This window comes from Microcoleus sp. CAWBG58 (assembly GCF_020883045.1).
In the GTDB taxonomy this organism is placed as follows: domain Bacteria; phylum Cyanobacteriota; class Cyanobacteriia; order Cyanobacteriales; family Microcoleaceae; genus Microcoleus.
In genome coordinates, this window is record NZ_JAHRFA010000002.1 from 54,929 (window position 1) to 81,566 (window position 26,638).

Below are 26,638 nucleotides of genomic sequence, written 5' to 3' on the forward strand. Positions count from 1 at the left end.
ATATTTAATTGAAAATCGAGTTTAACTTTAAGGACTGCTGCATGACATCTCCAGTTAAGGACAATTTTAACTCTGAAAACACGAAGGATCTCGCACACAGCCAAAATCCAAATCCCAGCATTCCCAAAGTGCGACTTTTACAAACAGCTTTAATACTGCTTAGCAGCTTTTTTGTAGCAGAGTTAATCGCCGCCATCAATTCTCACAGTTTATCCCTATTGGCAGATGCGGGTCACGTTTTATCAGATGTAGCAGCTTTAGCGATAACTTTGACAGCCACTTGGTACTCGTCACGACAAAGAAGTAAATCGGTGGATTGTGCGATCGCCCGATCGGCAATTCCTGCCCGCCCAGAAATCATTGCTGCTTTAGTTAATAGTATCAGTTTAGTGGCGATCGCCCTGTGGATTGCAGCAGAGTCGATCGCCCGCTTGCTGTCCCCAACTCCCGAAGTAGAAGGGCTTCCGATGTTAATTACCGCAATAGTCGGTTTAAGCGTCAACTCAATCAACGCTTGCTGCTTGCATTCCTGCTGTCACGGCGACTTGAACCTCAAAAGCGCCTTTTTGCACGCAGTCGCCGACATATTTTCGTCGGTTGGAGTAATTTTAGCGGCGATCGCCGTGGCGTGGCTGCATTGGAATTGGGCGGACGGCTTAATCAGCTTGCTAGTATCGGCATCAATTATTTTATTAACCCTACCATTGCTGATTGAAAGCATCCAATTGTTGCTGGGAAAAGTATCAGTAATATCCGCAGTTCAAGAACCTTGCGACTGCGAAAGAATCAGCGCAGAGAAATTGCTTTTCCCATCCCTCGAAGAACTGATTAAATGATGCCTTTCATCTGCGTTCATCAGCGTTTATCCGCCACCATCTGCGGTTAAGATCCAAAGAAACCGGGTTTTTTTCCGAATCTGTGGGCTGTAACGAAGTCTGTCGCAAAAACCCGGTTTCTGGCCAGCCACCCATCAAAATCAATAGCCGTTGTTTTTTCGTTGGATTTACGTTAGGATATAAGAAAGAGGTTAAACTATGCAAATTACAAATAAAAAATTTAGGTTACGAAGCGGTGCAAATTGGACATCATTTGAGAAGTTTCGTTTGAAAGGCGCAGAAGCACTCAGTTCGATCGCCAATGGTGTCATTGCTACCCTCCAGACAAAAACAGGACAGTACCGCATTATTGAGGAAAATGACTTTCAAGCAATGTATGGACTGGCCCGTGATGTCGATCGGCTAAGGGGAGGATTGCGTATCGTTGTTTTGGCTGTGCGGGCGGCACAAAAACACCCCGATCCAGAGAATCTGAATTTACTTGCTGAAGCAGTTGCTATGCTGGGAGATATGCCTGAGCTTCCAACCCGCAATAGTTTTGATCGATTAGTTCCAGAGAATTTCGACTTGGATGAAGATGATGAAGTGATGCTCGATCCTGATGAAATTGAGCGTCCTTTGGAATCTGAGAGTGCGATCGACAATAGGATAGATTAATTGTGATGGCTGTAGCAAATAATGAGCCTAACAATCTAGAAACTCTTGAAAATCAGCTTCGCGAACTTTCTCACGACGATCGAGTTTTCACAATTATTCAGGACTTTGCCGATCGACTTGGTAAGACAAAAGACCGTCAGAAAGTTTTCGGAGCAGAGGGAGCGCTGGTGCGTCAGCCCATTGAGTATCGGGATATGCTAGCAAGAGGTTTGGTTGGCGACGATGAGGATGCCTTCGCCCTTTTGCAGGGAGATATTGTTAGTAGTGACGCTGGCTACTTCTTGGGAGAACGTATTACTGACATGAAGTTTGCTGTTGCAAGCTCAACCTGTGACCTTGTTCAGGGCCGCCGCGATTATGCCTCACTGCTGCGATTGCAACCAATTTTTTCTGACGATCCTGATGCAAAGCAACTCCTCGGTGAACTGCTAAAGTTCAAATCGACTAAGCGAATGTATCTTCCACCATTACCAGGGGACTCTCGCAATGTGGTGGGCAATGCTGTCATATTTGATGGCATTATACAGATACGCCTTGATGATTTGCTGTTAGCGACACGGCACGCCAGCCTAAGTCTTGTCGGGTGGAGAATATTTGGTTCTCTTGTTCGGACAATTATGGTGCGAGCTGGTGCTGGCGAAACAGAAATGCGATCGAAAGCCTAACAGCTAAATAGAGTGTTTACAGTATAGAAACTAAGAAAAATATTGACAAGTTGCAATATTTTGTTATCTCTTAGTCCCCGTAGGCAGACTTTGTTTGTGTAGTTTGACCTCGAAAAAAGAGACTGAGTGGAAGTTTGCAGAAATCAGGGCTGATACTTTGAAGGTTATACGCAATGGAAATAGCTATGAACAATGATGCAGCAAATAAAACTTCACAAACCTATTTAGATTTTTGGTTGGAAATCTTACAAGCAATTTTAGAAGGCAATGATACTCCCCAAGGATTTTACCCAATATTAGCAGCAAATCAAGACAAACTAAATGAGGAGTTTAGGATCTTATGGCGAGACTGGACAACAGCAATTATAGACACAGAAGATTATCCAGAAGCTTTAATAATTACTGATATTGTTAGCAATTTTAGTAGCTTAATCAAAGAGTTCCCTTTAGGCAACAGAGCCCAGAACATAGAAATTTCTATTACAGGTCTTGAGATGACGCAAAAAATTTATAGCCGTGAGGTATTTCCTTTAAACTGGGCAAGAAATCAGCATAATTTGGGCAATGCTTATAGGGATAGAATTTTCGGCGATGAAACAGAAAATATCAAACAAGGATTAGCATTTTATCACAATGCCTTAGAAGTTTTCACCCCTGAAGAGTTTCCTGAAGATTGGGCAAGAACTAAAAATAATCTGGCAATGGCTTACGCTCAAAGGATTAGAGGGAAAAAAGCATATAATCAAGAGTTGGCGTTTGCCAATTATCAAGATGCCTTAGAAGTTTATAGCCGTGAGGCATTTCCCCGACAATGGGCAATGATTCAAAATAACTTAGTAGAGAACTCCATAAAAAAATCGAAAAATAAGGCGTATAATGGGGAAATAGCAATTAAATATTGCCAATCTGCCTTACAAGTTGTTACCCGTGAAGAGTTTCCCCTAGATTGGGCAAATATCCAACATAACCTAGCAGCCATTTATCTCTTCATAAGTAATGGTGAAAGACTAGATTACTTAGAAATAGCACTCACTCATAGCCAAGAGGCTTTACAAGTTTTCCTTCGTGAAAAAAATCCTTATGAATGGGCATTTACTCAACGTACTTTAGGATTTATTTACAAAGAAAAGGGTGAAATTAAATCTGCTACTGAATGTTTGCAATTGTCTCTAGAAATTTTCACTCCTGCATTGTTACCCAGAGAATGTTTTGGCTCTGCTCTATTGTTAGGTGACACTGCTTTTATTACTCAAAACTGGACAGTAGCTATACAAGGTTATGAAAAAGCCATAGAAGCAGTAGAAAAACGTCGCGAATGGGCAACCAACGAAGCAGCCCGTCAAGAAATCCAATCGGATGCCATAGATGTCTACATCAAAATGGTGCAAGCCTGCATCAATGACGGACAAATTGAAAAAGCCCTCGAAACCGTCGAACGCAGCAAATCTCGCAACTTAGTCGAACTACTAGCAAATTCTGAACTTGAACCCAAAGGTGCTAGTGATTCACTAAAACAGGATTTACGCAGGCTAAGAAGAACCATTTCATCAATACGCCAATTACTAGCCCAAACAGATAATAAAAGCACTTTTAATCGCGACAGTTTCCAGGGATTTCGTGGCAGCGAAACATCCAGCCTCACCCATGAGTATATCGATCGACAACGCCAACTCCTGCAAGAATATCAGCGCCAACTCGATGAAGTCTTCGCCAAGTGTCAGAAACTAGATCCCGCCTTCACCCTTACTCAAGAAGTCAAACCTATTACCGTTGCCGAAATCCGCGATTTGATTGACTCCCACACCGCTATTTTAGAGTGGCATATTGGCACAGACAGTTTCCAAATATTCATCGTCACCCAGTCAAATTTGGAAGTTGTGCAGTTTGACAAAGCCAAATTAGAAAAGCTGGAAGCGTGGAATCAGCAGTATCTCGGAGCCTTATTTAACGACACCGAAACCTGGCAAGATAATCTTTCCAAGTGGCTGAGTAGTCTTTCCCAGATATTGCGCCTCAATGAAATTCTCAATCATCCCGCCCTAGACAATTGTGACTCCCTGATTTTAGTTCCCCACCGCTATTTGCATCTATTTCCCCTTCATTCCTTATCCGTCAGCCAACAAACTTGGTTGCGATTTAACCAAGAAACTTTGCATCTCCAACCCCCCGCCAACCCTTGTCTGCTAGATTGCTTCAAAAAAGGCGTGCGATACGCCCCCAGTTGTCAACTCCTGCAACAGGTACAACAACGAAAACGTCCAGCCGCCGATACCCGCACCCTTTTCGCCATCCAAAACCCTACCGAAGACCTTGCCTATACTGATATAGAAGTAGAAGTCATCAAACAGGCCTTTAAACCCGCCGACATTTTAAGCAAACAACAAGCCACCAAAACCGCCCTCATCGACAACCTCGAAACCCTCGCCCAAGCGCACTACGTCCACTTTTCCTGTCATGGTTCCTTTGATTTCCAGACACCCCTAATTTCATCCCTAATCCTAGCAGGAGCGATGGAATCAACAGACTCACCCAACCCCACCGGGCAAAAATCCCTCCGATTGCGTTCCGGGGGACAAGCCAACCCCGCCAAATGCCTAACTCTGCAAGACATCTTTGCTACACTGAACTTACCTAAATGTCGCCTCGTCACCCTCTCCGCTTGCGAAACCGGGTTGACAGACACAAGCAAGCAGAGTGATGACTGTATTGGCTTGGCTACAGGCTTTTTGTATGCTGGTAGTCAGGGGGTACTCTCCAGTTTGTGGTCAGTTGATGACTTCGCCACCGCCTATCTAATGATTAAATGCTACGAAAATCTGGCAACCGCTGATATGGCTGTAGCCCTGAATACTGCTCAAATTTGGCTGCGAGATGCTACCCAATCTAAATTGCTAGAATGGATTGGCGAATTAAAATTAGATTCAGAGTCAACCCAACATATCAAAGGTTTTCTTGAAACTTACGATGCTGACGAAACACCATTTGAAAGCCCAGTTTTTTGGGCTGCGTTTTGCGCTATAGGAAACTAAAAATTATGACTACAAACCCTCTCTTATTAGCTTTCCCAAACTTTGTGAAAAGCGAACCCATTGAAATAGACTGTTTAAGAGAATTGGATCAAGCCTTAGAATCCCTCAGTAGCGAACCTTCACAAAATATAGAGCAAACTCTGAATGAATGGTTACGCAACAAAAAAAATATCAGAGAACAGCTAAGGAAGTTTGCACTAAATAACAAAGAAGTTACTAAAGTTAAACCTCAACAACCCAAAACCGGGGTCACTAACGTTTTTGAAGAATTAAGCGAAGCAGTAAAACAAAAACTCGAAAAACTCGAAAAAGGTAAATAACTTTTATGTCTCCTCCTAAAATCTATGCACCGAACATTCATTTGTTTGCCTATCAGTTGCGAAAAGAATCGGAACCTCAAAAAAATAATCTCCAAGAACTATTTAAGAAAAGCGAAAATATCTTAAAAGAATTCGGGATTAATCAAACACTCGATATCCAAGACAAACCCGGATATCGAGTTGAACTTTCTGCTCAACAAACCGAAGATGATGCCTCCATTTTCTTTGAAAAGTGGTCGGATTCCCCCATCACGGGCATTGCGTATCCCGTCCGAATTCACGACACTTTTGCCTTAGCATTAAATGTCCGCCGTCCCGAAAAAAACGAACAGGGAATTAAAACTTCCGACGTAGATATCGACTGTTTTGAACGATTGCATCCTAGCGACTGCTGGATGCCAAGCCAAGTTAATGCTTCGCTTGGTCAAACATTATTGTTAACTCTTTGGTACACTCCAGAGAAAACTTGGCAATTTTGGAACTCAAGAGAAGACCAAAAAAAGCTGAAATCTTTGGCGGATAAATGCTTGCGAGCTTTTATTCCTGAAAACTTAGAGACTCCTCCATTTTACCGATCGGGTGAATTATTTGGTAGTCCCATTTTTGAGTATGGTATTGCCGATGAGTTAGAAAATTATTGTCACGTTTTAGTTTGGATATTCGTCACTCCTGAAACCGACACAAAATTACAAGAAGAATACCCGAATTTAGTTGATATTTTTTGCTATCGCCATAAAATTACCCAGGCATATAAATTAAGTCGCTCTGTCTATAAAGTCCTTTCGCATAGCTATAAAGCAGTAAAAGCCGAAATAGCTATTGTTGAAAGTTTGCCAGATAATAAGACTTTAGATGCGAGTAATTTAGAAGACTTAAAAAAGACCCTTAACCGCATTCCCAGCCTTAATCTTAGTTATGTTGAGTTAATCAGAGACTTGAATAACTACCGCCTCCCCCTTAAAATCAATCTTCAAAATTATGAAAGAGAGCTCAAGCTGATACAAAAAAAATACCCACAAGAAGATTTAAGTTTTTTGGAAAATTTTGCAGATGAAAAAGCTCATATTTTTCAAGAGCAAATTCAAGCAGACTTGGACTATTTTGCAAATGGATCGGATTTACTAGAAAAAGCTTTAAATGCTATCCGAGGACGGGTGGAGATTGAGCAAGCAGAACGCGATCGCGAATTACAAAATACAATTCAATCAGTAGGTACTGGTATCGGCGTAGGAGTAGGCGTTGCCGGTACGATCGCCAGCAGCTTCACCCTGGCTGTAGACAAAGTAGACAAAAGTTGGGCTTTACCATCTCGCGAACACCTGTTGCTATGGCCGCATCCCTTCTTTGGTGCTATTTTAGTTAGTTGCTTGTTCGGTGGAGCCTTCGGATGGGTTGCTTGGGCGATCGCCCGTAAAGTGATAAAATCATCATCTCAGCCAAAAACTGTATCTGGTTCCCAAAGTGCAGCAGTTAATCGTAGGTTGCCGGAAGCGGACTAAAAAACGCGGCGGTTAGAAACCGCAGCTCTACAAACGAAGAAACCCGGCGGTTGGAAACCGCGGCTATACAAACAATGTCCGCCTCCGCGGACTAATACAAAAATTCGGCTTAAATATCCATTTATTTCTTAGTCTGCGGAGGCAGACTTCGTTTTTGTAGTAGCGGTTTCAACCGCCGAATCACTTATAACTGGAGGCGACAATGCAGTCTCGGGTTCTGCCACATTTAACTGACCGCCGCAACAGCGCAACTCGTAAAGTTTTGCATTAATTTGATACTCGTACTGACTTAATAACCTTGCATAAATATAGCCAGCTTTTCCATCTAAAAAACCGCGCTGAATGAAGTAAAATAAAATAAATCGCAGCATTGGCTTAAAAGGCAGCCTCACCCAAACTTTTTTGAGAAATCGCTTCTGCTGTACTGCATCTCCAAATAGGTGGGCGCCAATAGTGCCGCTGTCGTCGCGGCCTTCAATAATATTGTAATAAACGCGGGCTTCCCAATTTGAATAGCGGTTGTGCCGTTCTATCCAGTGAAATAAATCGCGGTAATCTTCGTGGATCATGTCGTGTTTTAAGTAGCCGACTTGACCTGCTAAAATGACGTGTTCGTGCACTTCGTTGTCGCCGGTATTGGGGACGGATTCGGTGCCGAGATTTTCGTAGCGACCTTTTTGATGCTTGAACAAACGCAAATTCCAGTCGGGATATCGGCCGCCGTAACGCAGCCATTTACCTAAAAAGAATACTTTGCGGTTGAGGTAGTAGCCGTCAAAATTTGGGTCTTGGATGACTTGGGCTATTTCGTCCCAAAGTTCCGGGGGGATGCGTTCGTCGCAATCGACAATTAAAACCCATTCGTTGCGAAAGGGCAGGTTGTCCAAAGACCAATTTTTCTTTTTCGGCCAGCGGTTGTCAAAATAGAATTGCACGACTTTGGCACCGCTGCTGATGGCAATTTCTACCGTGCGATCGCTACTTTGGGAATCAACCATGAAAACTTCATCCGCCCTGGCAATGCTGGCCAGACACGCAGGTAGATTGAGTTCTTCGTCTTTTGCCGGAATGAGAACTGAAACCGGAATCTTGGATGAACTAGATGTCATAATCGAGTGCTTGAACCTGAATGCGGTCGAGTTATTGTGGATGAAGTGCGATCGGCATGGTAGCGCCGACGACTTTAACAGCGAGGGATATTGCCTATAGCCTAATGCCTGCTGGTCGATTTCGGTAGAAAAATCAGGCCCCGAAGGGCTGCACTCAAATAACCGATTTGACCCCAAGCAAAAACAAAATTTTCAAAGCGCAGTCCCGGATCTCTAATGTATTTAAAAGACTTGTAGACACCCCTCAGTATTCTTTCCCCCCCCCGCCCAAGCTGAGCAATACCTGCTCGATCGGACAATTGTTCCCGATAACACTCGCTGATGCCTTGCCACCAACCCCGATCGAGAAACCAAGCTTGCTTGAGCCTTTCTACAGCCACATTGTGCAGAACCAGGGCCTCGGGCAGATAAACCACTTGCCAGCCTAACTCTAATGCTAATTCTGTCGCGCGCAATTCTTCATTTGACAACAACTTTTTGCCGATTCTACCGAGTTTGACATCGAAGCCACCAATTTGTTCGAGAAAAGCACGCCGGATCGAGTAGTTTACACCCCTGGGAGTTAAACCGGCAGCAGTTACGTACTGGCAAGTATCCCCTAAATCGTAAACTCCCAAGTTTTGGGCCAATCCGGGCGATAGCCACTCGGGCGGGGAGACTCCACAAGGCCACAGCAAGTTAACTTTACCGCCGGCTACCGCTAGTTTTTGATTGCTTTGATAGGCGGCGTGCAGCACTCTAAGCCAATTCGGCTCAGCAATAGCATCGTCGTCGAGATAAGCTAATATTTCGCTGTTAGCTTCCTTAGCGCCGGTGTTTCGCGCTACTGACAGACCGATTTTGGGTTCCCAGACATACTTGAGGCGGCCGTCGGAGAGTCTTGCTTCCACCACCTCGCGAGTGCGCGAAGTAGAACTTGTGGGGCTGGCATAATCGTTAGAACCGTTATCCACTACTACTATTTCAAAGTTATCGGGAAAATCCTGTACCAGCAAGCTGTCGATCGCCCCAGCTAAATAGCTGGCGCGATTGTGAGTGCAAATTATCGCTGATATCTGAGGATTTTTCATAAATAACAGTTTGGGAAATATTGGGATTCGCGATCGACTGACTCCGATCTTGTCTCATCAATGCTATTATCGCTTAAAAAGCATTTGGTAGTTGGCATTTTAAATCATAATTGATAATTTGTAATTGGTAATTAGTAATTGGCAATTTGTCATTAATAATTGGCAATTGTGTTTAATCTTTCGTAAAGATGTAGTTACAAATAAACACGCTTATGGGAGGGCTGGTTTTGCATCGATCGACAGGAGGAGCATCCCATTTTTGCTTTCAGATCGCGGAAAGTTGCATCAGAATAATATATTTGGATCGCAGCAGTGCGAGCGTCTCGCTCGCGAACGAACCCTGCCGCGAGCGAGACGCTCGCACTGCCTAAAAAACCCTTTTTACCAAATTGGGATGCTCCTGTAACAGTTGACAGTTGATGTAGGGGCGGTGCCCCCGTGCCCGCCCTCTTGGTTGACAGTTAACCAATAACCAATAACCAATAACCAATAACCAATGACTAAAATAATCTTAGTAACTGGGCCTGCTCGAAGTGGTAAAAGTGAATGGGCCGAAACTCTGGCCACGGCTTCGGGAAAACAAGTAATCTATGTGGCTACTGGCATGGTTGATGAAACAGATTTGGAGTGGCTGCGCCGCCTCGAACAGCACCGAAATCGCCGTCCGGTTCATTGGAAAACTCTCGAAGTACCGATCGACTTACCGACAGTTATCCGCACTGGTAAACCCTCGGATTGCTTGTTAATTGATTCCCTCGGAACTTGGACGGCGAATCTTTTAGAACAAGAAGCCACACTTTGGACTGCTGCACAGCAAGATTTGCTAGCGAGTTTGAAGTCAACTGCGGCCGATGCAATTTTTGTAGGAGAGGAAACCGGATGGGGTGTTGTGCCTGCTTATCCGGCGGGGCGGCTGTTTCGCGATCGCCTCGGCACTCTCGTCCGTCACATCGGGGCGATCGCCGATACTGTTTATCTCGCCACCGGAGGTTACGCCTTGAACCTGTCCGCTTTGGGTACGCCGCTACCGCCCGCCAAGAATTAACAGACGGAAGCCCGATCGACTTGGGGAGCAAAAAGCTCCGTTTGCCCGCAGACAATTTTAACTAAAAATCAGCTATAATTACAATTAAGCTCGAAAACTCAAAAATCACATCAATCACTCCAAAAAAATACTCGCGCCCAGCAACCAGCACAACAATTTGACAGCGAAAATAGTCAGTTTTTGAAAGAATGTCAAATATCAAATGTCTCTTGAGATAGAACTCGAATTTAAAGTTTAAAGTCTAAAATTACCAATGAATTGCAGGATTGAGTAAAAGCTATGGCATCAGAAAGTGAAGTCAGAAAATATATTGCTTACTGGTTTCAGTTAGGCAAAAAAGTATTTATTCGCAACGGTTCCGAAGCGCTGCTGCCCAAATCGGTAATTGCGGGCGATCGCTACAGCAGCGAATTTGAAGAATGCTGGCAAAAAATCATCTCCTCCGACAGCGGAGACTCCTACCTGCAAGGCACCAACGAAACAATTGCCGAACTGCTGACACCAGCATGGGAAATCAGTCCCTGCGCGCGCTGTGCCATGCCCGTGGTGTTCCAACAAACCGGAATGCCGCCAGAGTGCTGTCCTTGTTTCGACTTAGCCAACTGGCCCGATGCCGAAATGCCCCAACCCCGATCGCCCGTCAGCACCAAATTGCAACTTTCCAGCATTTGCGATCGACTCCTCAGAACCGGTGGGGAGTGAAGAGGGAGAGAGGGTGAGAGGGGGAGAATGGGAGAATGGGAGAGGGGGAGAATGTGAGAGGGGGAGAAATGGGGTTTTTCGCCCAAACAAGCGTTACAACCTTGGATACTCCACTACAAAACCCGATTTCTTTAGTCCTTTGCCAACTGTCAACTGCCAAAATGACAACTGTCAACTGTCAACTGTCAACTGTCAACTGCCAACTCTATCTCACAGTAGTGGCAAGAAGGCCACAAATTGTTACAATGTCTTTACAATGCTTCACACTAGGTCTGAGTTTATGGATGTCAAGACGGTATCGCCAGCCTCCCCAGTAACTTACTCAAATTCAGGGACTCACGCTGCACTCGGCAATAATCTCAAAGAGGTAGAAACACTTCCCCTGCAAGCAGTACAAGTAGAAATAGAAAGTCCCGCAGCGACTCCCGAACCGCTCAAATCAGCCAAAGATATCGCTTATGAGTTGGCAGGAGAAGCTGTGCGCTACGATCCAGTTGCGATCGCAGCCGAGTATCGCAATCGCCCCCTGCAAGTCTGGAGACGGCTGTCAAGCGTGGTTTGGACATTTTTTAGCTTTGCCTTCAGTTTGTGGTGGGACAAAAAGAGAGGCCGCACCGCAGCCAACGAAAAGCGCCGCGCCGCCCGCCTGCGAGAAATTCTGGGCCAACTCGGCCCAGCTTTCATCAAAATCGGACAAGCACTCTCAACTCGCCCTGACTTAGTACCGCCAGCATATTTAGAAGAATTAACCACGCTGCAAGACCAATTGCCAGCGTTTCCCAACGAAGTAGCATATCAATTTATACAAGAAGAATTGGGCGCACACCCCAAGGATATTTACGCCGAAATTACCGCAGATCCGATCGCAGCAGCATCCCTCGGACAAGTCTATAAAGGCAAACTCAAAACCGGCGAAACCGTCGCCATCAAAGTGCAGCGACCCGGTTTAGCCGAAAACATCGGCTTAGATATTTACATCCTGCGGCGCGTCGCAGTTTGGGCGCAAAACAACTTCAAAATAATTCGCAGTGACCTCGCCGGAATTATGGACGAGTTGGGCGAGCGCATTTACGAAGAAATGGACTACACCCACGAAGGACAAAATGCCGAACGCTTTGCCGAACTCTACGGGAATCTGAAGGATATTTACGTTCCCAAAATCTACTGGGAATATACCCGCCGCCGCGTCTTGACCATGGAGTGGATTACCGGCATCAAACTCACTAATTTAGAAGCCGTCAAGGCTCAAGGAATCGACGCTCCTTACTTAATTGAAGTGGGGGTGCAGTGTTCTCTCAGACAGCTTCTAGAACACGGTTTCTTTCACGCTGACCCGCATCCCGGCAATCTTTTGGCAACTCCTGACGGTCAGTTGGCTTATCTCGATTTCGGGATGATGAGCGAAGTCAAACCTTATCAGCGGTACGGCTTGTTGGAAGCTGTGGTGCATTTGGTAAACCGCGACTTTGAAGGTTTGGCCAGAGATTACGTAAAGTTGGAATTTTTAACGCCAGACACCGATTTGACGCCAATTATTCCGGCTTTGGCTGGGGTATTTAACAATGCTTTGGGTGCTAGCGTTGCGGAACTCAATTTCAAAAGCATTACTGACGAACTTTCGGCGGTGATGTACGAGTATCCTTTCCGAGTTCCAGCTTACTACGCGCTGATTATTCGATCGCTCGTTACGCTAGAAGGGATTGCGATTAATGTCGATCCAGAATTCAAAGTGCTGAGCAAAGCTTATCCTTACGTAGCAAAACGGCTGTTGAGCGACCCTGCACCGGAATTGAGAGCATCCCTACAAGATTTATTGTTCAAACAAGGCGAATTCCGCTGGAATCGCTTAGAAAACTTGCTGAACAATGCCCGCGAAAGCGACGATTACGATGTCAGCAAAATCCTCAACCAAGCGTTAGAGTATTTATTTTCGCAAAGAGGAGATTATATTCGCGATCGCATTGTTGCTGAATTGGTGAAAAGTCTCGACACACTTTCGAGCAATGCTGTTGCTAACGCCAAAGCAGTTGTCGGCGAATGGTTTGGAGTCAAAGCAAGTTTACCTGTAGTTTCACAAACCGAACAAAAAAACTTAGAGCACATCAAGCGGATTTGGGATATTTTGCAATCAACTCCGGGTTTTGATGGCATGAAAGTATTGCAACTACTGCCACAGTTGTTGGTGAAACCAGAAGTGCAGAATATGGGCCAGCAAGTCGTCGGCGGCTTAGCTCAAAGAGCAGTTGCTAGGTTGATCCGCGAGTTTTTACTTTCCGAGAAACCCGCAGCTATTCCTGAAAATGGCAGCTATTCTCATACTTCGCCTCAGTTGTCTTTGCCGGCGGCGAAGTAGTTAGATCGGGAGATCGAAAAAATCAGATAAAAAAAGGTACGTAGTTGCGCTTTAGCGCTCTTTCCGGATCTCAGAAAGAGGGCTAAAGCCCAACAACGTACCTTTTTGTGTATCGCGCTCTTTATGATATCAGGAAAGAGGGCTAAAGCCCAACAACGTACCTTTTTTGTGTATGGCGCTCTTTATAATATTAGGAAAGAGGGCTCAAGCCCAACAACGTACCTTTTTTGTATTTAGATTTTAACTGAAATATTGTTGGATAAATGCTTGCAGTTGTCGGAGCTCGCAAGCTTCGGCAAGACGAATCAATTCTCTGGCAAAGGCAGCCCGGTTATCATCTTGAAGTTGTTCTGCAATTTCGATAATGCCGTCAAGTTCTCCATTTTGTGCTAGCTCAAATAGTTCGTTTAAAATTTCGGTTGCAGGTGGCTGAATTGACTCTGTTGCAACATCAGCATTCTGGTTTTGATTGTTATTGGTGTCGTAAATCCAATCCAGTTGCAGATGTTTTTGCATTAGTTCGAGTAAGGTATCAGCTTCTATGGGTTTAGGCAAAAAGTCAGTTCCTCCAGCTTCCAGACTCTTGTGGCGATCGCTTTCAAATACGCTGGCAGAGGAGACGATAACAATCGTTTCTTTGAGTTGGGGATAAGTCTGTAGCTTCCGCAAGAACTCATACCCATCCATCACAGGCATACTTAAATCGGTAATAATTAAATCTGGTGAAGTGTTGAGAGTTTGTTCAATTCCTTCGAGTCCGTTGCTGGCTTCAACGATTTCAAAACCGATCGGTTCTAAAAGATTGAGTAAAACCGAGCGATTTTCCCAAGAGTCATCAATAACGAGAATTTTGTGTTTTTTGCCTTGATATCCAGCGATCGCCCGTTGGTGAGATACTTTCGCAACGGATGCCGAATTGTCGGCGACGGGGAGTTCTACTTCAAAGGAGAAGGTGCTGCCTTCACCGGAGATACTGGCGACGCTAATTTCACCGCCCATGATCGAAACAATTTTGTGGCTAATTGCGAGTCCTAAACCTGTGCCTTCAGCTTGCTTTTGGGTATCACCAACTTGTTCAAAGGGCAGGAAAATCTTCTCGATTTCTTGCGGGGTCATGCCAACTCCGGTATCTTGAATGTGAAAGCGAATCTTTTTTCCAACAGATTCAACTTTGAAGGTGACACCGCCGCGATCGGTAAATTTAATCGCATTTCCCAGTAGGTTAATCAAAACTTGACGGAGGCGTTTTTGATCTGCAAAAACTCCCACAGGCAAGCCTTTTTCCGCTTTAAACTCAAAGTAAATCCCTTTTTCTTCGGCACGGATGCGGTGGATTTCGACGACACTTTGCAGGAAGGAAGGTAGGTGCAAAGGTGCGGGATTCAGTTCGAGTTTTCGGGCTTCGATTTTGGAAAGATCCAATATATCGTTAATCAGGGTGAGCAGGTGAGAGCCACACTGGTAGATGATGTTGACGCCGTTGCTTGCTTTCGGGGTGAGGGGTTCGCTGCGTTGCAGGATTTGGGTGTAGCCGAGAATTCCGTTGAGGGGTGTCCGCAATTCGTGACTCATGTTGGCTAAGAATTCGCTTTTGGCTTGATTGGCAAATTCGGCTGTTTCTTTCGCTCGCTGAATATCTAGGTTGGCTTGTTGAATTTCCTGAAACTTATCTTGCAGGGCTAAAGCCATCAGTTGGAAGTTATTGGACAGGGTGTTTATTTCGCTGATGGAACTGTTGGGAATTTGCAGCGATTGTTGTTCTGTAAGTTTATCGGGTAAATTGTTGGTAATGTTGGCAAGTTCCAGCAAGGGTTTGACTAGACTGCTACTAATAGATTTTGCCAGAAGCGGGGCGAGAATTGCGATCGCCATGAGAATCGCGAAGCTTTTGGTATAAATTCTATCGAACACTGCTAAATGGGAGGCGCTGGGTTGTTCGATCGCAATTATCCCAGAAAAATCACCGCCAACAGCAGTTTTATGCACGTAAAATGACTTTCTCCAGCGCATAACCTTAGGCGTGTTGGGGAGGTTCGGTATCCAAATATTGGTGTTTTGATTCAACGGATTAATTTCACCATTCCCATCTTTATCAAAGGGTTGCGCTTCCTTGAGATCCTTGCGAGTGGTGACAATAACGCGATTTTCGCGATCGAGCAAACTCACCATTCGAGTCGATCCGGCTTGACTGGAGAGCAACAGTTGTTTTAATTTGTTGGTGTCAACTTCTGCAAAAACTTGACCTACCAGGTTGTTATCCCGGAAAATGGGTACTGTTTGCGCGATCGTCGGCGAGTTTGACAGCGTAACGAGATCGGAGAGCACGGGTTGTTTGGCTGTCAGTAAAGCCTGCAATGGCAAACTATCGAGCTTTGTGACTGAATTGCGATCGGTATTTTGGACAGTAGTGGAATTCAGAATTTGCCCGTTGGTGTCTGTAATGTAGAGATTGCTGAACCCTGGAAGAGTCGATCGAGCTATTTGAATTTTTTCCTGCATCTGTGAAGCATCCAACAGATTGCTATCCTGAACATTAGATGCCAGTTTTTGTAGCTTCTCCAGACTTTGCCGGTGCCACTCCTGTAAATCCGTACTCACAACTTGTCTGCTGTTTTCTAGCTGGCCTAGAAGATTTTTTTGTTGAACATTAGTAGCATCGTGACAGTTCCAAATAGTTAATACCAATGCTGGTAGCAAGACAAAAGCTACCAGCAAATTGAGAAGAGTTTGTTCAAAAGCATGAGTTTTGAGAGTATTGACGCGGAGCCATTTAGCAATTGGAGTGTGAGTCAGAATTAGACTGGCAATCAAAGCATTACAGATTTGATTGACTGGATTTCTGAACGAAATTAAGAGAACGGCTTGAGGAGAAACTTTGCCACAAACTACATAAAGAAACCAAAGCAATGGAAATCCAATCGTTGCCCAGAAAATAACATCAAGTAATAATAAATTTTTACTTCGGCGCAGTCCCAATCCGACAAAGATTGCCTCCACTGTCCAAAGAATAAAAGCGTAGGGATGATACCAAATTAAAATTGTACGGAAATTGGCGATTACGGCAGCGAGCGTTCCCCAGCCTAATCCATACAATCTCATAACCAACATCACAAAAACACTGCCAAAGAGCCAATCTGTGTAGAGAATAATTGGAATACTGAAATAGTTACCCAAATACCCTAAGACCAGCAAACAAAGCAAAACGACCGTCAATCGCAATTGTTCTTTTGACTGATTTTTATGTCTTGAGTAGTCGCCTAAACCTGAAATATTTGTCATTGTCTTTACTGATTATAGAATTCCAAGACTTTGTAAGAGCGATCGCTTTTTTATTGACTTACAGAAACTAATAGCAGCGATTTTCTGATATCAAACATTGCTAGATTTTGCTAAATTATTTTCTTTGTCTAAATAGAACTTACTACGCTTGTGGTCAATTATTTCAACGATCTCCTCGATTTTATACCATCTTGGCAAAAAAGTGTGTGTTGTTATACTTTTTTGTCGATCGGGTGCGGCGATTCATAAATTGTTGATAGGTAGTTGTAGTTGTAGGGTGTGTCGCCATAGAAAATACTCAAGAAAGAGCGACTATCTCATAGCGACGCACCTCTTCTTTTCAAAGGTTTTAGTGGTAGGGTGTGCCACCACAGACAAGACTCAAGAAAGAGCGATAATCGAGCGAGCAATGCACCTCTTCTTTTCAAAGAGTGAGAAATAAACCCCAATACGGCTCAATTAATATTAATTTCAAAAATCCTTGCTTCAACGCTCTTCGTTGAGTTGGTTTATTCAAATATTGTCGCACGCTTTGCGTCGCTTGCTAGGTTTTTCGTTTTTTATTGCCTAGCATAAATGGAGCCGCGCCTACCAATATTGTTGCATTTATTTTTTTAATTGGTATTACTATTAATTTAACTTGATTGATATTGTAGTTTTTCTCAAAAAGATCGGGCATGACATACAGCTTATATAACACTCAAATAAGAGGGCTAAAGCCCAACAAAGTACCCGTTATTTCGATGGAGCCGCTATATATTAATTTCGTTAGCATCATAATTATTCATCTTTCTCCTCTGTCCCTCTGCATTCTCTATGTCAAGAGCGGTAAATCATTCCGATACAAGCGGAATTGATATTACCTTTGTATTTAAAGATTGAACACTCACATAGAAACTATCGGCAAGGCAGACAAACTAAATAAATATCCTCAATTGCACCCAAGGGCGGATAAAACTCAAAGAATTACTGAAGCTTAAATCCCTTAGCAGCTAATTGTTGGCGCAGACTTTGAATTATGACACTATCGACAGTATTTTCGCCTTTGTCTGTACTGGCTTTGCGTTGGCCTTCGACATATTCGGTACGCTTTTGAGATAACTCGCGGATCGTTTTTTTAATCCTTTCTCTTTCGGTTTTCTTGCCAGCTACATATGTTCTTTTTTCAGTTAATGTCATACCTCGCATGATTTCCGGTAAGCTCTCATCTGATATTTCCTCTAGTTTCACTTTTCCAGTTTCAAGAGCGTCGAGTAAATCCCAAGAATCATTACTATAGTATTCAGAAGCTTTGGAGGCACCACGCATTGCGATATTTACGCCAGCATTACTATCTTCAGTAGCTTGACGTTGTTGTCCGATTCTTCCTTGTCTGCCATAGGGAATATAAGTTTCATTTAATTTAGTATTCCAACTAGAAATTTCCTCATCATAAGGCGACTTAATTACCACAATTACTTGATTTTGATTGATGTTGAAGTTACTACCTTTTGCCAAAATAGCTCCAGATGCCCAAAGTTGTCGTTCCTGACTTTCCGCTGAACCACAGTAGATAGTATTAACAAGAGTATCTCCTTTAACAGCGAGATTGACAGATTGAGTCCAAACTATAGGGCCTTGATCGAATGGTTCATTGCCAGCGATAAAAATCACGCGAAAATCTGCCGGATCTTTACTCCAGTTTAATTCTTGCATTGCCGATCGAATTACCCAGCCAGCATATTCTTCACCGCCGTTGGTTTTGATGCTAAATAACTTTTCGGACACCAAATCTAATTCAGGAGTAAATCCAGTTAATAACCTGACAAAACCTTCCGAAGATGGTAAACTATCATTGCCATAATGATAGAGAGCAACTTCTAAATCTGGAACTTCGCCATCTTTTCTGACCTTAGATAAAAAATTCACAATTTGCCAAAGTTGATTGCGAGTCTGGTCGATCAGTCCATCCATGCTATTACTAGAATCTAAAAGGATGGCTATCTGAATTTTTGCTTTGGCGAAAGCGGCTGTGGGGGAGCACAGAATACTTAGGGTTAAGGCTGTAGTGAATAAAATTCGAGTTAGTTTCTGCATGGAATTTTGGGATTTCCTTACGATCACCAATTATAGTCAGTGGTAATCTAGATTTAGTTCCTGGTTTCCAGTGATTTGTAACAATATTTTACATTTTTCCGAAACGGGCAAGATGCCCGTTCCACAAAAAGTTATTAGTAGGATGTGTCAGCTACGATCGTTTTCGGTTTAAACTCAAGGTGCGTCAGAATTATACTTTTGGTGGTGATTCGTAATGTCGCAACTGACGCACCCTACAACTACAACTATGAATGCAGTCGAAATCGAAGAAGCCGTTTCCCGGCTTGCTGAATCGCCCTTTGACTCGGAAGAGTTTCCCTTTGCTTTCCTCGAAGCTTTTGGTAACAAGTCAACTACCATCAAGAAGCTCAAAAGCAAAAGCGGTGGTTCAAACAAATCGGATGTCGGTGGCGTACTTCAGCATAACAATATTCATTTGAAGGTTTGCTCCGAAGGTGAGGTGACAAATACCCTCACTGCTTTGCGGGAAAGTGCGGCGACTGCTAGACATAAGGCTAAGTTTATCCTTGCTACCGATGGCAAAAGTTTTGAGGCGGAGAATTTGGCTGATGGGGAGACAGTCGCTTGCGATTACCACGATTTTCACGATCATTTTGGTTTTTTTCTGCCGTTGGCGGGGATTACGACGGTTAGGCAAATCCGGGAGAATGCCTTTGATATCAAGGCTACGGCGCGTCTGAATCGCCTTTATGTGGAACTGTTGAAGGAGAACCCGGACTGGGATAAAGCGGAGCATCGGGAAGCGCTAAATCACTTCATGGCGCGGCTGATTTTCTGTTTTTTTGCGGAGGATACGAATATTTTTCACAGTGAGGGGCTGTTTACGAAAACTGTCCAGCAGATGAGTGATTCCTCGAATACGCATGAGGTGCTGTCGGAGTTGTTTCGGGCGATGTGTCTGCCGCTGAAAGAGCGAGAGGCTGCCAAGATTCGGAGTTGGGCGAATGTGTTTCCCTATGTGAATGGAGGGCTGTTTTCGGGTGGGGTGGAGGTGCCGCGTTTTAGCAAGATTGCGCGATCGTACTTACTTCATGTTGGTAATCTGGACTGGACAAAGATTAATCCCGATATTTTCGGCTCGATGATTCAGGCGATCGCAAATGATGAGGAACGGGGTGCGTTGGGGATGCACTATACGAGCGTACCGAATATCCTCAAAGTGCTTAATCCGCTTTTCCTCGACGATTTGCGCGCTCAATTAGAAACAGCAGGAGACAATGCGCGCAAGTTGTTGAATTTGCGGCAACGAATGGCGCGAATTCGAGTGTTCGATCCGGCTTGTGGATCGGGGAATTTTTTGGTGATTGCGTATAAGAAGATGCGCGAGATTGAGTGGGAAATTAATCGTTTGCGGGGGGAGCCGGATCGCAAATCTGAGATTCCGCTGACGAATTTTCGGGGAATTGAATTGCGCCATTTTTCCTGTGAGATTGCGCGGTTGGCGTTGATTATTGCGGAGTATCAATGTGATGTGATGTATCGCGGGCCGAAGTTGGCGCTGGCGGAGTTTTTGCCGCTGAAGAATGATAACTGGATTACCTGTGGGAATGCGTTGCGGTTGGATTGGTTGAGTCTTTGTCCGCCGACGGGGACGGGGGTGAAGGTGCAGCGGGAGGATTTGGATTTGTTTGGGGAGATGGGGGAAGTGGCGGAGATTGATTTTGAGAATCAGGGCGGGGAAACTTATATTTGTGGGAATCCACCTTATTTAGGTTCGACTTGGCAATCGAAAGAGCAGAAGGATGATTTGAAACTCATTTTTGATGGACGGACTAAGTTGTGGAAGTCGCTGGATTATGTGTCGGGCTGGTTTATGAAGGCGGCAGATTATGGAACAAAAACGACATCAGTCGCAGCTTTTGTATCCACAAATTCGATTTGTCAGGGGCAACAAGTGCCGATTCTCTGGCCGATAATTTTTGAAACGGGCCACGAGATTGCTTTCGCTCATACTTCATTCAAATGGGCGAATTTGGCAAGTCATAATGCTGGGGTGACGGTTATTATTGTTGGAATTTCTAATCACGTTGATAAAGTTCGATATTTATTTTCCGTTGACGATAGAAGTGAGATTGTTGCTAGGGAGGCTGCGAATATAAATGCCTATTTGGTATTAAGCTCCAATGTTCAGATTTCAAAGCAAGAAGATCCTTTATCCAATACGAACGAGATGCTGAGAGGCAATATGCCCTATGACGGTGGAAACCTGCTTCTTTCCACTAATGAGATAGATACACTTGGTCTTAGCAAAGAGCAACGCGAAAGATTTATTCGGCGGATTTACGGATCGGCAGAATTTATTCGGGGGTTATCTCGATATTGTCTATGGATTGATGGTGCAGATTTAGATGAAGCATTAACCATCGAACCGATCCGAAAGCGAATTGAAGGAGTTCGTCAAATGCGACTGGCGAGTCGTGATAAAAGCGCGAACGAAATGGCTATGCGTGCACACCAGATGCGTGAGATGAATATCGGGAAGAAGCAAACGATTTCGATGCCCTGCGTTTCATCTGAAAGTCGAGCTTATCTTCCAGTCGGGTTAATTGATGCTCAGTCTACAGTCACCAATCTTTGCTTTGCTCTCTACGACGCACCACTCTGGAACATGGCACTCATCGCCTCACGCATTCACCTAGTCTGGATCGCCACCGTCTGCGGCAAGCTAAAAACCGACTTTCGCTACTCCAACACCCTCGGCTGGAACACCTTCCCCGTCCCCACCCTCACCGATCGCAACAAAGCCGATCTCACCCGCAGCGCGGAAGACATCCTGCTAGCACGGGAGAACTATTTCCCGGCGACGATCGCAGATATGTACGATCGCGATCGCATGGATACCGAATTTCCTTTGGTTCGGGAAGCGCACGATCGCAATGACGAAATCCTGGAACGAATCTACATCGGCCGCCGCTTCAAAAACGACACCGAACGCCTCGAAAAACTGTTTGAATTGTATACTAAAATGACCGCCGAAAAAACTTCCCCCCAAAAGTCTGCCAAACGTAAAACCAAAGGAGAAAATTGATAATGGCAAAAGATTTAACTTCATCGCTGCGCGATCGGCAAAATATCCTCAACAATCGCTATGCCTTAGAAAAAATAGAAGAATACTTGGGATTAGGAGGGACTTACTATGAAGAAGAACTGCTTTTTACTAAACAACAACTGATTGAGATTTTCGGCATCAGCGAAAGTACAATTGAAAAGTATCTATCCAGTCACAACGATGAGCTGAAAACTAATGGCTATAGGGTGCTACGAGGTCAGAAACTTCGAGAGTTCAAGGCTTTGATGGATGCTACCGTAACTGATTACGGTACCAAAACCACAGTCCTAGGGGTTTTCACCTTCCGGGCAACCCTAAACCTAGCGATGGTGCTAGTAGAGAGCGATCGGGCTCGTGCAATGCGATCGCGCATTTTAGATATCGTCATTGACGTAATGGCAGAACGGGCAGGCGGACATACCAAATACATTAACCAGAGAGATAACAATTATTTACCAGCAATCTATCAAGAATTTAGCTATCGTAAAACTTTTACCGATGCCCTCGATCATTACCTCGACATGGGCAACTTTAAATATGGCATTTACACCAACAAAGTGTATCAAATTGTTTTCCGAGAGAAAGCCGAAGAATACAAGCAGATATTAAGTCTGGGTAAAAACGATTGCCCCCGTGACACCATGTATGCCGAAGTTCTCATCGCCATTGCCAGTCTAGAGAATGGTTTAGCAGCAGAATTGAAAGCCGAGTCAGAAAAAGTAGGACGAAAGCTGAAACAGAAAGAGGTCGATTCGCTATTGGAATCGGCAGAGGAAAACCCCTATCTCAAACCGATTATTGAAGATGCCCGCATCAAAATGGCCAGTCGCGATCTAGGGTTTCGGGATGCTCTGCATCAAAAATTAGAAGCCTATATCCAAAGCGTTCCAGAGAACGACTTTGAGAAATTTTTAGGAGAAACCAGCCGTTCTTTAGAAGAGCAGCTTTCCGATCCGGCTGTTTTGGCTGTATTTAAGCGATTGAAGGATCGATAAGTGATGGCAGCAGATTTTTTTTACTTTGACATTCATTATGCGATCGAGCTGCATGATTGGATTATCGAAAAATCAGGGGGATTTCCGGGTTCTAATAATCCGAGTCTACTAGAGAGCGCATTAGAACATATTCAAAACGATCTCTATTACCCTGAAATTCACCACAAGTTAACTCACCTAGTTTTTGCCGTCAACAAATTTCATGCTTTTAATGATGGCAATAAACGCTCTAGTATTGCATTGGGTGCTTATTTTCTCAAGCTCAATGGTTATGGTTTTTTAGTCAAAAAGTTTGTCCTAGAAATGGAAAATATCGCCGTTTGGATAGCAGAGGGAAAAATTTCTAAAGAGTTTCTCTGCGAACTGATTGAGTCTCTTATTTTCGAGGAAGATTTCAGTGAAGAACTTAAGTTTAAGTTGGCGCTTGCTGTCATGGGCGATATTGATTCTAATGGATAGATCGGCTGGAACAGACTCGTTACCTCCCTTTTTGGGCATGAAAGTGCTTTAACGCAAATCGATGCTGGCTAGTCTCGAAGTCTGAAACGTCTACATATCAACAAAAAAGTGCTTTAATGCAAACCGATTTTAGCAAGTCTTAAAGAAAAAAAATCCCACCCATGAACAATCCGATCGCGATTCCCTCAGTTTCCGTCACCTACGCCCAAGATGGCACCTCCACCCGCCCCAACGCCCTGGGGATGCGCCCGATGCAGGAACGAGCTTACCAGAAGCGCGGCGAACAATATCTGCTGATCAAATCGCCTCCCGCCTCCGGTAAAAGTCGCGCATTGATGTTCATCGCCCTGGACAAATTAGAGAATCAGAAACTGAAACAAGCCATTATTGTAGTACCAGAAAAGGCGATCGGCTCCAGCTTCCATAATGAACCTTTGAGTCAGTTTGGATTTTGGGCGGATTGGCAAGTTGAGCCGAAGTGGAATCTCTGCGACGCACCGGGAAACGACGGCGGCAAAGTGGATGCAGTGCAGAAGTTTCTAGCCAGCAATGCCAAGATTCTAATCTGCACTCACGCTACATTCCGCTTTGCCTTGGATAAGTTTGGTGTGGAGGTTTTGGACGATCGCCTAATCGCCATAGATGAATTTCACCATGTTTCTGCCAATCCAGATAACAAATTGGGCGATCGCGTGCGCCAACTCATGGCCCGCGACAAAACCCATATCATAGCGATGACTGGTTCCTACTTTCGTGGCGATGCCGAAGCCGTTTTACATCCCGAAGATGAATCCCGATTCGATACTGTTACCTATACTTATTACGAACAACTAAACGGCTACGAATACCTGAAGCAACTCGACATCGGCTACTACTTTTACGCAGGTAGCTACACCGATGAAATCGTGCGGGTGTTGAATCCGAAAGAGAAAACAATCCTGCACATTCCTAATGTGAATTCCCGCGAAAGTACGAAGGACAAAATTCGCGAAGTAGAACACATTATCGAGGAATTGGGCGAATGGCAAGGCATCGATCCGAGTACGGGATTTCAACTGGTTAAAACCGCCGATGGTACGATTCTCAAAATTGCCGATCTCGTAGATGACGATCCGACTAAGCGCGATCGAGTCTCCGTCGCTCTAAAAGACTCGAAATATAAGAACGATCGCGATCGCATCGACATCATTATCGCCCTGGGCATGGCGAAGGAAGGTTTCGACTGGATCTGGTGCGAACACGCCCTGACGATCGGCTACCGCTCCAGTTTGACCGAAATCATCCAAATTATCGGCCGCGCCACCCGCGATGCACCGGGGAAAACCCGCGCCCGATTCACTAACCTGATTGCCGAACCGGATGCGGCCGAATCTGCCGTCACCGAGGCAGTTAACGACACCCTCAAAGCCATCGCAGCTAGCCTCTTGATGGAGCAAGTCCTCGCGCCGCGCTTCGAGTTCAAACCCAAGCGCCCGGACGATCGAGCCACACCGGGCTTCGACTACGGACAAGATGGCTACAATCCCAATAAGTGCAACGTGGGCATCAATCCAGAAAAAGGCTTGATTCAAATGGAAATTAAGGGGCTAGCGACACCCAAAAGCCCGGAAGCCGATCGCATTTGTCGCGAAGATTTGACCGAATTAGTGGCGGCCTTTGTCCAAGATAAGCCTACGATCGAGCGCGGCCTATTTGATGAGGAATTGGTGCCGGAAGAATTAACCCAGGTTCGCATGGGCAAAATCATCAAAGAAAAGTGTCCAAATCTAGATGAGGGCGATCGAGAAGCCATTCGCCAACACGCGATCGCAGCTTTAACCGTTGTTCAACAAGCCAAAAAAACCATGAACGAAGGCGGTGGCACCTATACCACCAATCCCGGCGGTGAGGCGGCGAAAAACACTGCCCTCATCGACGGAGTGAGGCAGTTTGCGCTATCAGTAACTGAGTTGGAAATGGATTTGATCGATCGCATCAATCCTTTCGGTGAAGCCTACGCCATCCTTGCCAAATCGATGAGCGAAGAAAGACTGAAGCTGGTGGCGGAAATCATTGCGGCTAAACGGATTGTCCTTAGCGTGGAAGACGCGCGGGAATTAGCCAAACGGGCGAGTCGTTTCAGACAAGAAAAGGGCAGATTGCCTTCCCTGACGGCGACAGATCCGTGGGAAAAACGCATGGCAGAAGGGGTTGCTTTCCTCACACGCAAGGTAAAGGAGGAAAAAAATGCCTAATTATACCACCGATGAAGATTTGGAGTTGCTGGCGGAATTGGGCATAGACATCGCCCCCAAACCCTCCGGCCAGCGTTCAGCTAGAGAAGAGCGGATTATCGCGGGTTTTGAGGAAATCGAGCGGTTTGTGGAGGAACAGGGCAGACTGCCTCAGCACGGTGAGGATTGTGATATTTTCGAGCGACTTTATGCTGTCAGGCTCGATCGGCTGCGAGAATCGGAGGAATGTCGCGCCGTCTTGGAACCGCTAGACTCGCGCCGACTGTTGGATGCTGAGACTGATCTCGGTGCGATCGCCAAAAACGATCTCACAGATGAAGCGCTGCTGGCATCTCTGGGCGTTGATGCCGCTTCTGAGAATGACGTTAGCCAGCTTACCCATGTGCGATCGCGCAGCGAAATCAAAGCAGCGGAGGAAATCGCCCAACGGACTCCCTGCCAGGACTTTGATGAATTCAAACCCATTTTCGAGAAAGTGCAGCTTCAATTGCAGTCTGGGGAACGGAAAAGCGTCAAATATCAGGACTATGCAGCCGTCAACGAAGACGATTTGTTTATCCTTGACGGGCACAAGGTGATGGTGGTGCATATGGGTGAACCGTTTGTCAGCGATTACGGGCGGCAAGACTGTCGGCTGCGGGTGGTTTATGACAATGGGACTGAGAGCGATTTGTTAGTGCGATCGCTTCAACGTGCTTTAAATAAAGACAAAGCCAGCCGCCGCATCACCACCCCAGATTTCGGCCCGCTGTTTGCAGATGTTGAAGCAGCAGATGACTTACCAACTGGCTATCTTTACGTGCTTAGAAGCAAATCCGAACATCCTTTTATTGTGGAGAATCAGTCTATTATTCACAAGATTGGTGTCACGGGAGGAAACGTAAAAAACCGAATTGCTAATGCAAAGAAAGACCCCACCTATCTGCTAGCAGATGTAGAAATTGTCGCCACCTATCTGCTACCAAATATGAACCGCAAGAAACTTGAAGCAATCCTGCACAAGTTCTTTGCCAGCGTTCGATTGGATGTGGAATTGCAGGATCGCTTCGGTATGGCAGTGCAGCCGAGGGAGTGGTTCCTTGTGCCTCTGGAGGCGATCGGGGAGGCGATCGCAAAAATTCAGGAAGAAACGATCGATCGATTCCGGTACGATCGGGAAACAGGAATGATTGCAATGCTCGATTTGGTTCGTAGTGAGGACTTTAGTCCTTGACAGAAGAAGGACTAAAGTCCTCACTAC

The 26,638-nt window shown here is 45.0% G+C and carries 19 protein-coding genes; 15 read left to right on the forward strand and 4 right to left on the reverse strand.

Annotation, left to right across the window (positions count from 1 at the left end; translation table 11 throughout):
• The first annotated feature begins 41 nt into the window (after nt 1-41).
• The 6 genes from QZ918_RS01095 (at nt 42) to QZ918_RS01120 (ending at nt 7,006) form a co-directional block, all read left to right on the forward strand.
• Nucleotides 42-836, forward strand: coding sequence for a cation diffusion facilitator family transporter (locus QZ918_RS01095; protein WP_293330024.1), 795 nt, complete (start codon nt 42-44; stop codon nt 834-836).
• A gap of 198 nt (nt 837-1,034) precedes the next feature.
• The gene (locus tag QZ918_RS01100) at nt 1,035-1,493 is read left to right on the forward strand and encodes a hypothetical protein (protein WP_293330027.1); all 459 of its coding nucleotides are present in this window, start codon (nt 1,035-1,037) and stop codon (nt 1,491-1,493) included.
• 5 nt (nt 1,494-1,498) lie between these two features.
• The gene (locus QZ918_RS01105) at nt 1,499-2,158 is read left to right on the forward strand and encodes a hypothetical protein (protein ID WP_293330030.1); all 660 of its coding nucleotides are present in this window, start codon (nt 1,499-1,501) and stop codon (nt 2,156-2,158) included.
• Nucleotides 2,159-2,343: 185 nt separating this feature from the next.
• The gene (locus QZ918_RS01110; RefSeq protein WP_293330033.1) at nt 2,344-5,187 is read left to right on the forward strand and encodes a CHAT domain-containing protein; all 2,844 of its coding nucleotides are present in this window, start codon (nt 2,344-2,346) and stop codon (nt 5,185-5,187) included.
• A 5-nt stretch (nt 5,188-5,192) separates the two neighbouring features.
• Nucleotides 5,193-5,507: a hypothetical protein gene (locus QZ918_RS01115; RefSeq protein WP_293330036.1), complete on the forward strand. Its 315-nt coding sequence runs from the start codon at nt 5,193-5,195 to the stop codon at nt 5,505-5,507.
• Nucleotides 5,508-5,512: 5 nt separating this feature from the next.
• A complete protein-coding gene (locus tag QZ918_RS01120) occupies nt 5,513-7,006 on the forward strand; it encodes a hypothetical protein (protein WP_293330039.1) in 1,494 nt (497 codons plus the stop codon).
• A 128-nt stretch (nt 7,007-7,134) separates the two neighbouring features.
• Here the strand turns inward: QZ918_RS01120 and QZ918_RS01125 are convergent, their stop codons facing one another.
• Nucleotides 7,135-8,094 (reverse strand): glycosyltransferase family 2 protein, encoded by a 960-nt coding sequence (locus QZ918_RS01125; protein WP_293330231.1) that lies wholly within the window; start codon nt 8,092-8,094, stop codon nt 7,135-7,137.
• Here QZ918_RS01125 and QZ918_RS01130 point away from each other — a divergent pair.
• The gene (locus QZ918_RS01130; protein WP_293330252.1) at nt 8,003-8,215 is read left to right on the forward strand and encodes a hypothetical protein; all 213 of its coding nucleotides are present in this window, start codon (nt 8,003-8,005) and stop codon (nt 8,213-8,215) included. The two genes, QZ918_RS01125 and QZ918_RS01130, sit on opposite strands and share 92 nt — an antisense overlap.
• A 1-nt stretch (nt 8,216) precedes the next feature.
• Here the strand turns inward: QZ918_RS01130 and QZ918_RS01135 are convergent, their stop codons facing one another.
• Entirely contained in the window at nt 8,217-9,185 is a 969-nt protein-coding gene (locus QZ918_RS01135; RefSeq protein ID WP_293330042.1) for a glycosyltransferase family 2 protein, read from the reverse strand.
• Between the two features lie 496 nt (nt 9,186-9,681).
• Between QZ918_RS01135 and cobU the strand changes: the two genes are divergently transcribed.
• The 3 genes from cobU (at nt 9,682) to QZ918_RS01150 (ending at nt 13,285) form a co-directional block, all read left to right on the forward strand.
• The gene (gene cobU, locus QZ918_RS01140) at nt 9,682-10,230 is read left to right on the forward strand and encodes a bifunctional adenosylcobinamide kinase/adenosylcobinamide-phosphate guanylyltransferase (RefSeq protein WP_293330045.1); all 549 of its coding nucleotides are present in this window, start codon (nt 9,682-9,684) and stop codon (nt 10,228-10,230) included.
• Between the two features lie 279 nt (nt 10,231-10,509).
• Nucleotides 10,510-10,932 carry a hypothetical protein gene (locus tag QZ918_RS01145; protein WP_293330048.1) on the forward strand — a complete coding sequence of 141 codons (423 nt, stop codon included), beginning with the start codon at nt 10,510-10,512 and terminating at the stop codon, nt 10,930-10,932.
• 280 nt (nt 10,933-11,212) lie between these two features.
• Nucleotides 11,213-13,285, forward strand: a complete 2,073-nt coding sequence (locus QZ918_RS01150) for an ABC1 kinase family protein (RefSeq protein ID WP_293330234.1) — start codon at nt 11,213-11,215, stop codon at nt 13,283-13,285.
• A 240-nt stretch (nt 13,286-13,525) separates the two neighbouring features.
• Here QZ918_RS01150 and QZ918_RS01155 read toward each other — a convergent pair whose 3' ends face one another.
• Nucleotides 13,526-16,564: an ATP-binding protein gene (locus QZ918_RS01155; RefSeq protein ID WP_293330049.1), complete on the reverse strand. Its 3,039-nt coding sequence runs from the start codon at nt 16,562-16,564 to the stop codon at nt 13,526-13,528.
• Nucleotides 16,565-17,530: 966 nt separating this feature from the next.
• Nucleotides 17,531-18,640, reverse strand: coding sequence for a vWA domain-containing protein (locus QZ918_RS01160; RefSeq protein ID WP_293330051.1), 1,110 nt, complete (start codon nt 18,638-18,640; stop codon nt 17,531-17,533).
• Between the two features lie 247 nt (nt 18,641-18,887).
• On the opposite strand from QZ918_RS01160, the gene QZ918_RS01165 reads away from it, so the two are divergent.
• From QZ918_RS01165 to QZ918_RS01185, 5 genes are all read left to right on the forward strand, one after another.
• Nucleotides 18,888-21,689 carry a class I SAM-dependent DNA methyltransferase gene (locus QZ918_RS01165; RefSeq protein ID WP_293330053.1) on the forward strand — a complete coding sequence of 934 codons (2,802 nt, stop codon included), beginning with the start codon at nt 18,888-18,890 and terminating at the stop codon, nt 21,687-21,689.
• A 2-nt stretch (nt 21,690-21,691) separates the two neighbouring features.
• Nucleotides 21,692-22,705, forward strand: a complete 1,014-nt coding sequence (locus tag QZ918_RS01170; RefSeq protein WP_293330056.1) for a DNA-binding protein — start codon at nt 21,692-21,694, stop codon at nt 22,703-22,705.
• A 3-nt stretch (nt 22,706-22,708) separates the two neighbouring features.
• Complete coding sequence (locus QZ918_RS01175) at nt 22,709-23,164, forward strand: type II toxin-antitoxin system death-on-curing family toxin (RefSeq protein ID WP_293330237.1); 456 nt, start codon at nt 22,709-22,711, stop codon at nt 23,162-23,164.
• A gap of 161 nt (nt 23,165-23,325) precedes the next feature.
• Nucleotides 23,326-25,398: a DEAD/DEAH box helicase gene (locus QZ918_RS01180; RefSeq protein ID WP_293330058.1), complete on the forward strand. Its 2,073-nt coding sequence runs from the start codon at nt 23,326-23,328 to the stop codon at nt 25,396-25,398.
• Nucleotides 25,391-26,611 (forward strand): GIY-YIG nuclease family protein, encoded by a 1,221-nt coding sequence (locus QZ918_RS01185; RefSeq protein ID WP_293330060.1) that lies wholly within the window; start codon nt 25,391-25,393, stop codon nt 26,609-26,611. The genes QZ918_RS01180 and QZ918_RS01185 overlap by 8 nt, the downstream gene beginning before the upstream one ends.
• The last annotated feature ends 27 nt before the right edge of the window (nt 26,612-26,638 follow it).